The organism is Shewanella sp. 10N.286.45.A1 (genome assembly GCF_041470405.1).
Lineage (GTDB): Bacteria > Pseudomonadota > Gammaproteobacteria > Enterobacterales > Shewanellaceae > Shewanella.
In genome coordinates, this window is sequence record NZ_JBFRMK010000111.1 from 1 (window position 1) to 8,250 (window position 8,250).

Genomic DNA, 8,250 nt, shown 5'->3' on the forward strand with positions numbered 1-8,250 from the left:
ATGCAATTGGTATAATAAGGAACATTCATGGCATTTGGTGATCAAGTTTATCGCCAAACAAAAATTACCATGAGTAAATGCCATGAATGCGAAACAAGTTTTATCAAAATGCTTATCCCTTGTCACCCCGTTAATGCACAAAACTCGCCGACAAAGTTTATTATCATCAATAGAAAGCTCTATGAACGGTGCTTCACTTTCAATCACAGCCCTTGGTCGCGGCATTAATAGTAATACCTTGTAAAAACATAAGATTAAACGTGTTGATAGGCTTTACAGTAACCCAACATACATAGTGATATCGAGTTCATTTACACCCGCATGGCGTACCTGTTAGTCGGAACAATGAAGCAACCAATTATTCGCATTGATTGGTCAGACCTTGATGATCGCAAGCAAAGATTTCTCATACGGGCATCGCTCGCGGCTCATAAAAAAACAACTGAAAACAACTGAAAACAACTGAAAACAACTGAGACACCCAAGATTATTTACCTCCCAGAAAACAACTGAGACACCCAAGATTATTTACCTCCCCACTAGGTTGAGCTAAACATCGAATTTGGTACTTTTCACCTCATCTTGAACACTCAATGCAGTCGTATAAGTACGCGAGCACTAGCTGAATATAATTGACGAGTAAACTATAGGTAACCTTGCTCTTCTAATTCATGCTAAACGTCGAATTGGAAAACTTGCTTCATCAATGGCTGCACTTCAAAAAACAACTGAAACAACTGAGACACCAACTGAAACAACTGAGACACCCAAGATTATTTACCTCCCCACTAGGTTGAGCTAAACATCGAATTTGGTACTTTTCACCTCATATTGAACACTCAATGCAGTCGCATAAGTACGCGAGCACTAGCTGAATCTAATTGGCGAGTAAACTATAGGTAACTAATGTGAAATTCATACAGCAGAAACATCAAACGTCTGTTTGATAATACAAAATTAGGAGGGGTTAAAGTAGGCTAGCTACAATCAAGCCATCGGTGACAATTGGCAGCACCTTGTCGTCGTTTACGTTCAAGGTGTTCACAATATAATGTTAACTCTTGTGTATTACCCACTGGACCTTTGAAGATTTCCGCGAATTCTGCAGTCATTTTAAGCCAGTTTTCAGCCGGAATATGTAAACGATGCAGCAGTTGCTCAGAGGAGTGACTGATAGCGCCTCTTTTATCATGGCGTTGAATACGCCCTGTATCATCAACCAGTTGAAGGTAATCTTTGGCACTAAACATCAACCCTTTAGGCATGTCTTGATGTTCATTTCCTACAAAAGGCAGTAACGAGTCTGGCTGCTTCCCCTTCAACGCTGCTTTGATACGTAATTGAATACTTGTGAAGTCTGAGGTTTCTGGTGAATCAGCCATCTTTGCGCGAATAGGGTTCAAGTCGACATAAGCCATGCAGGCCAAAACAGCAGCCTCATCAAGCAGTGCTTGGGACTTAAATCTGCCTTCCCAGAAGCGACCTGTACACTTATCCTCCGCATTCGCCTTTCGGGCTATGGGCTCATTTAATGCCCTCATAAACCAGGAGATATCCATCAACCTTGTACGATACTGTTTAATCCGCTGATTGATAATGGCTTGCTGGTAAGATTCAAGAGGCTGGCCTTTAACAAAAATCTGATTCAAACTGTCGCCTTTAAACAGCTTTAGCCATTGCGCAACAACCTCTATATCAGACCAACTCTTCACTAATTCAGCATCTATCCGCAATACTAGGTGCAGATGATTACTCATTACCGCAAACGCGCAGATATCAATGGCGAACACCTCAGCAAGCTGCAATAATCGCTGCTCTACCCAGCCCCGCCGATGCTCATAGGATTGGCCTGTATACTTATCTACACCACATAAAAATGCCTTTCTAACACAGCGAGATATGCAATGATAAAACGGTGTATCTTCTAGACTCACTAGTGCTTTTCTTGGTGTTGGCATAACAAACTCCTCTCTTCAGCCAGAACTAAAGCCTAGTAGAGGAGATGCACATTCACAATTCTGGGTGTCTTGGTTATTCTTATCCTCAGAAGATGAAAGGGGAATGGTAGTTGAAAGTGTTGATGCTTATAAATATAGGAATCACACAACTTATATTAATCTTGGGTGTCTTGGTTATTATATTAATCTTGGGTGTCTTGGTTATTTTTTGGTTATTAATTTTTTTATCTTAATTAGTGATGGGCGTTTATGGTGGGTTAATCTACATGATAAAAAGCCATAGCGGTTGCTATGGCTTTTATCTGAATGACTCAATCACACCAAATCACATTTAGAAGCGATATTTCACATTCGCGTTAATAGTACGGCGCTGCCCATAGAAACAATCACCTCGAGCTAAACAACTGGTAATCACAGTATCATCAGTAAGATTGTCAACATTGACGCTGATATCGAACTGGTCAAATTCATAACCAATCATCATATCAAACAGGTGATAACTGTCAGTTGTAAGTGCTTTATGTGCAACGGTACCGTCTGGCAATACCACATCAATGCTGCCATCAGAGGTTTCACCTACAAAGCGGTAACCAACACCCGCCTTGAAACCTTGCCAGAATGACTGTGGGCGGTAAGTCACCCAAGTCGACAGCATATTGTCTGGCATAGCAGCAAGTTTGGCCCCATCTTCACCGGTAGTCGATGAGTGCTTAGTAGAGTCGGTATAGGCGTAGCTGGCATAAACGTCAATCTCATCCCACTCTAACTGCGCTTCTAGCTCTAAGCCTTGAATCTCGACTTCCCCAAGCTGCAAGGTTAAATCTGGACCTGCTGATTGTTTACGGTTTTTATCGGTAATATCGTAAATAGATGCGGTAAACAGATGCTCAGTGCCACTCGGTTGGTATTTAACACCCACCTCATATTGCTCACCTTCTTGTGGTTTAAATGGCGTACCCACTTCATTAGAACCATAAATAGGCAAGAAAGACTGTGAATAACTCACATAAGGTGCGATGCCAGAATCAAAGCTATACAGTATTCCGAGTCGACCGGTAGTGGCACTTTGGTCTTGCGTGCCAACTACAGCCGTTTCAGATTCAACTTTATCATGGCGCAGTGCACCACTAATCACCCAGCCACCAAGTTTAATAGAGTCTTGCAGGTAAACCCCAAGTTGCTTGCTGGTTTCAGCAGGGGTATCCGGAATATCTGCACTTGTTGGATAACTCTCAGGATTGACGCCATATTTGGGGTTATAGATATCAATCAAACCGCCGCCGTTCCAGACAAACAGTCGATCAGTATCAATTTCAACATCTTGATAGTCGATTCCAAACGTCAGGTTATGCTCAACATCACCAGTATCAAACTGTGCTTGTAGGCGCAGATCTGAGGTGTACGCCTCTGCAGTTGCATCACTCATTGAAATAGAGCGTAGCAATGAGCGATCATCCGCCTGTAATGCAAACGGCCAAGCATACATAGTCCGGTAGGTTGATTCACTATCAACATAACGAGTTGCCCAGTGAATAGACATGTAGTCATTCAGGTCTTGGTCAACCATTAACGTCACTGCACGTTGTTCAGTGTCATATTGGTCAAAGCCAGGCTCACTCACAAAACGTTCACTTGGGATCTGGCCATTAGGAGCAGGCAATATCGTCCCGACATGGGGGAAGAATTGGGTACTTGAACCAGACTCATTTTTTTGTAGATTGGCTAATACAGTGATTTTGGTACTGTCAGTCGCAAACCAGCTCAGGGCAGGTGCAATAAAGTAACTGTTATCTTCTACGTGATCAGTTTGCGTGTTGCTGTCACGATATAGGCCAGTTAAGCGATATAGAAGGGTTTCATCATCATCGAAAGACCCCGTCACGTCTGCTGCAAGCTGCTTACGATCGTAGCTACCCGCCTGTGCCCAAATCTCCCCTTTTTGCTCAGCTTCCGGACGTTTGGTCACTAAGTTAATAATACCGCCCGTAGAACCTTGGCCATAGAGTACCGATGATGGACCTTTTAAGATCTCTATCTGCTGCAGCATATATGGGTTGGTACGCACATTATTGTAATTGCCAAACATCATCTGCAATCCATCTTGGTATTGCAGTGGTGACACACCTCGTATTTGCGCCCAATCGCCGCGAGTATCAACACCATAAGGGCCATTATAAACCCCAGCCACGTATCCTATGGCGTCTTGAACATTTTCTGCGCCTAGGTCAGTAATACGCTTTTCGGTTAATACTGAAATTGAAGATGGGGTCTCAATAATCGGCATATCCGTTTTGGCTGCAGAAGCACTGACATAAGAGATCAGCCCTTTACCACTGATAGTAATCACTTCCATTTCACTATCATCAACGGCTTTTTTCTGTACTTGCTCTTCAGCCCAACTAGGTAGAGCAGTAAGGGACATCGCGAGCAGCAATCCTGGGTATTTTAGTTTAAACATTTGGTCTATCTTCAGCCTCATTGTTAATACAAGCAGAAATCTAAATACGCTAAAAAGGCCGAGATCTTAATGAAAATGATAATTAATCTCAACAAAATTTACAATTGGTTCACTGAGGTGACATCATGAATTGGAGAGTTAAAAATGGGCAGGTAAAGTGAATAATGTGTTTTAATAAGTAATTGAAAGTGATGAGCAAAATGTAAAAATGTAGAGTCAGAGTAAACTAAAATTATTCATCTATACTCTTTAGCATAATGAGCACTGCAAAAGGAACTTGCACATGCCTAGAAAACCTAGAGCCAATCCTATAGGAATACCTCAACATATCATTCAACGCGGTAACAACCGCCAAGCATGCTTTACTTCAGAGCAAGATTTTATTGCCTATACAGGATGGTTAAAGGACTACGCCAAGAAATTTCAGGTTGAAATCTATGCTTGGGTATTTATGACAAACCATGTCCACTTACTTTGCACCCCACTGAAAACTAATTCTATCAGTCAAATGATGCAGTCCCTTGGTCGCCAGTATGTAAGATACTTTAATTACACTTATAAACGCACGGGAACACTATGGGAGGGACGATATAAGTCTTGCCTAGTACAAACAGAGGACTACTTAATACAGCTCTATCGCTATATAGAACTCAACCCCGTTAGAGCAAATATGGTCGATGACCCTTGTGAGTATCAGTGGTCTAGTTACCAAGTTAACGCCTTAGGTAAAGCGTCCCTGCTATGTACGCCTCACCCAGCTTACCTCGCTATTCACCCAACAGAAAAAGCCCGACAAACATGTTACCGCGCGCTATTTAAACATCATCTAGACACAAAAATCATTGAGGATATTCGACAAGCGACCCACAAAGGCATGGCTATCGGAAATGAAAAGTTTAAAGATGAAATTGAAAAGCTAACAGGCACAAACATGAGGCCAAAGAGAATAGGAAGACCTACTAAGCGACCAGAATAAAGTTTACTCTGACCCACTTATTTGACCCCACTTATTGCAACCCGTCGAAGACTTAAGGGAACCGATTATAGGTCTAGCTCTTGACGCATCTTTTCTTTTATCTGCAACAACACGGAATAACTTACCCCAAATATTGCTTGTAATTGGGCTCTTGTACATGTTGAAAAAGGTGCTTTGTCTGATAAAAATTGATGGTCAGCTCCAATCAATTTCATACAAATTTCCGAATCTTCTTCTTCTTGCAAAGGCTCGCGAGGTTTAGAGTAAGTATCTAAGTTTAACTTTATTTCTCTTATTCTTTCCTTCTTACTAGCTAGATCTATCGCACAGTAACGCATAAACGCCATAACTCTTTTTGAGCGCCTATGTGGTAGGTCCCTTGCTCTCTCTGTATCTAACTCACCATTTAGGTATTTAATAGTATGCTCTGCTTTTTGAACTACTATAGGATCATTACCTATTCCAGCTAGTTCTGCATCAGCGTCAATATTGAATCGCATGTAGTTATAGACGTTATATTCTTCACTTGATGGATCAAGCAGTTTGATATCAGCAAACTCACTGTCATTATTCCGTATATGAAACGTTTTATTTTCTTTAGCAAGGTTACAAACTTCGCATGACTTATGGAGATTACTCCATGTATAACCTAATTGCGGGAAATGCCTCTTGGGAAGATAATGCTCTACATCAAACATACCTGCACTAACACTTTCTTCGCATATATAGCACTTTTCAAAATAAAGCTGCATCAGACTTGCTTTTACATCAACATGTCCATATACACTGTTGCTGATATTATTATGATTCAAAAGCTGTTCATGATTCTTGTCAGTAAGATTCTGCAAACGTTCAGGGTAAGGAACTTCGGCTCTAACGACTTTTCGCATTTTAAGCTCCTTTAATCGTGTTACTTAATTCCTCGCTTGCGTATGACGCTAGATACAAATCAAGCTCATCCCTTCCAGAGCTTGATGAAGAAAGCTCTATGTACATTTCTTTTAGTTTCGGGGTATCCTTTTCTTCGCTTACGAGCATGCGCTTGAATTTTTTTAGTTTCCCCAAAAATTCGCTTGAAAAACCACCTTCATATTTGAATATTATGTTTGTGATGCTATCAATATCCATAGTTGCAAAATTATCATCGAATATATTACCTGAAGGTAAGTTAACTACAACTGAACCACTTGGTAGCCCTCGAATGACAAAGGGACTGTGTGTAGATATTACAAACTGTATATTCGGGAATATTTCAGTTAATGTTTTTAGGTACCTTTCTTGAGCTCTTGGGTGTAGGTGCAAATCGACTTCGTCAATAATGACAATGCCCGGTACATTGAAAAATTGGTCAATTTTAACATCATGCTCAACTTGAACACTGTATTGTCGAAATAAATGTAGTTGTTGAGTTATTATAGAAACAACAGTAACTAGTAGATCCAACTCTCCTTGAGATAAGTTTTTAATTTTGCCTACTTTAGAAAAAAGCACTTGCCGATATGGTGATTGAGTAATTTGCATGCGACCAAAAATTTTGCCCGTAACTTTTTCCAAGAGTTCAGTAATCTTTTGGATGCCTCCACCTGCCGCTTGATAACCAACAAATGCATCGAAATACAGCTCTAGAATCAAGTCTTGAATCTGTTTACCTGAATGAGAAACCGAGAATGGATATGGCATTTCATTAGCAAGCCCTTCTCTTGATGTTATTTCGCTTTTATGATTAACAGCTAAAGGATCCATACCGTCAAACTCATATCTCTGACTTGGACGAATTAAAAAAACATTCTTGAAAAGATAACTTAAGTTGGGATTTATTGAGTCTTCAGAAGACCTTTCATCATAATAGTGGCTACTTAAGTCAACTCCCTTAATCGCGTCGGAGTAAACTTCCCTAGAAAGACCTTTACTACCAACAAGCTTTTTAAAGTAATTAGTTTTATTATCAGTTCCTTTATACTCAATTTCCATTGAGTAAAACTGTTCTCCTGTCTTGATCTCATTTGGGCTAATCAGTCTATACCTTTTTCTTTCCTCTGGAGAGTCTGGAAACTTAAGTTGAGAATTTGACACCAGTGCTTCTGCTATCAGGTTCAAAATTGAAGTCTTAGCGCTTCCATTTTCCCCTACAAAGCATATGACGTTTGAGCCGTTCTCAGTAAGATCTATGTCTAGTCTTGATACAGATTTAAAGTTGTTTAGTATAAGTTTATGAATATTCATGACTATTCGCTTAATTCCAATTTTCCCCATCGTAACAACTAAGTAAGGTCAGCGTCCAACATTAACCGAAGAAATGAGAAGCCTGAATTGCTACAGAATAAGTGGGGTCAGAGTCTGACGGATCCCCACGAATTTAATAGCATGCTTGTGGCTCCCGAACTAAGCCTTGTAGTGTTTTGATTGCTACCTGCCAATGCAATTTCAACAGCTTCAAGTTCCTATCTTTATATGCTCTCAAGCCTATGAATTGGTTTGAGAGTACGTTGCGGTGCTTTATTGAGTTAGCTTGATATTGCCAGTGTTTACCAGCAGCTTTCACCGCTAATCCTAAAAGATAAAGCGTAAATTGAGACAAGCAGGCAATGAGCAGCAATACGCTGAGCCTGCTCACTACTCGGGTACCGCTATCATTCATTTTTGGACCTGTTTGAAAAAATAAGTGGGGTCAGAGTAAACTTTTACCCAATAAGCACTGGAGCCGAGCTTCAACGCCGCAGTAGCAAGCCTAAGCAGCAATTATCAGCTCCTTACAATTACAACCCCAACAACCCATGCTCTGCCCCAACACTATTAGCCACACTCACCAACCGCTGCTTTATCCCCTGCTCTATCCCCATGAATAAGTGGGGTCAGAG

5 protein-coding genes and 2 pseudogenes are annotated in these 8,250 nt (G+C 40.8%); 2 read left to right on the forward strand and 5 right to left on the reverse strand.

Annotated elements, in window-relative coordinates; genetic code table 11:
* Positions 1–82: 82 nt before the first annotated feature.
* Positions 83–441 (forward strand): annotated as a pseudogene (locus AB4238_RS09400) (IS4 family transposase); the annotation flags it as partial.
* Positions 442–977: 536 nt separating this feature from the next.
* Here AB4238_RS09400 and AB4238_RS09405 read toward each other — a convergent pair.
* A complete protein-coding gene (locus AB4238_RS09405; protein ID WP_372033164.1) occupies positions 978–1,958 on the reverse strand; it encodes a transposase in 981 nt (326 codons plus the stop codon).
* Positions 1,959–2,289: 331 nt separating this feature from the next.
* Entirely contained in the window at positions 2,290–4,416 is a 2,127-nt protein-coding gene (locus tag AB4238_RS09410; protein ID WP_372033165.1) for a TonB-dependent siderophore receptor, read from the reverse strand.
* Between the two features lie 283 nt (positions 4,417–4,699).
* On the opposite strand from AB4238_RS09410, the gene AB4238_RS09415 reads away from it, so the two are divergent.
* The gene (locus AB4238_RS09415) at positions 4,700–5,392 is read left to right on the forward strand and encodes a transposase (RefSeq protein ID WP_372033167.1); all 693 of its coding nucleotides are present in this window, start codon (positions 4,700–4,702) and stop codon (positions 5,390–5,392) included.
* 65 nt (positions 5,393–5,457) lie between these two features.
* Here the strand turns inward: AB4238_RS09415 and AB4238_RS09420 are convergent, their stop codons facing one another.
* The 3 genes and pseudogenes from AB4238_RS09420 to AB4238_RS09430 all read right to left on the reverse strand — a co-directional run.
* A complete protein-coding gene (locus AB4238_RS09420; protein WP_372033169.1) occupies positions 5,458–6,282 on the reverse strand; it encodes a hypothetical protein in 825 nt (274 codons plus the stop codon).
* A gap of 1 nt (position 6,283) precedes the next feature.
* On the reverse strand, positions 6,284–7,615 hold the full coding sequence (locus AB4238_RS09425; RefSeq protein WP_372033170.1) for an AAA family ATPase: 1,332 nt from the start codon (positions 7,613–7,615) through the stop codon (positions 6,284–6,286).
* A 133-nt stretch (positions 7,616–7,748) separates the two neighbouring features.
* Positions 7,749–8,045, reverse strand: a pseudogene (locus AB4238_RS09430) (IS4 family transposase); the annotation flags it as partial.
* Positions 8,046–8,250: the final 205 nt, after the last annotated feature.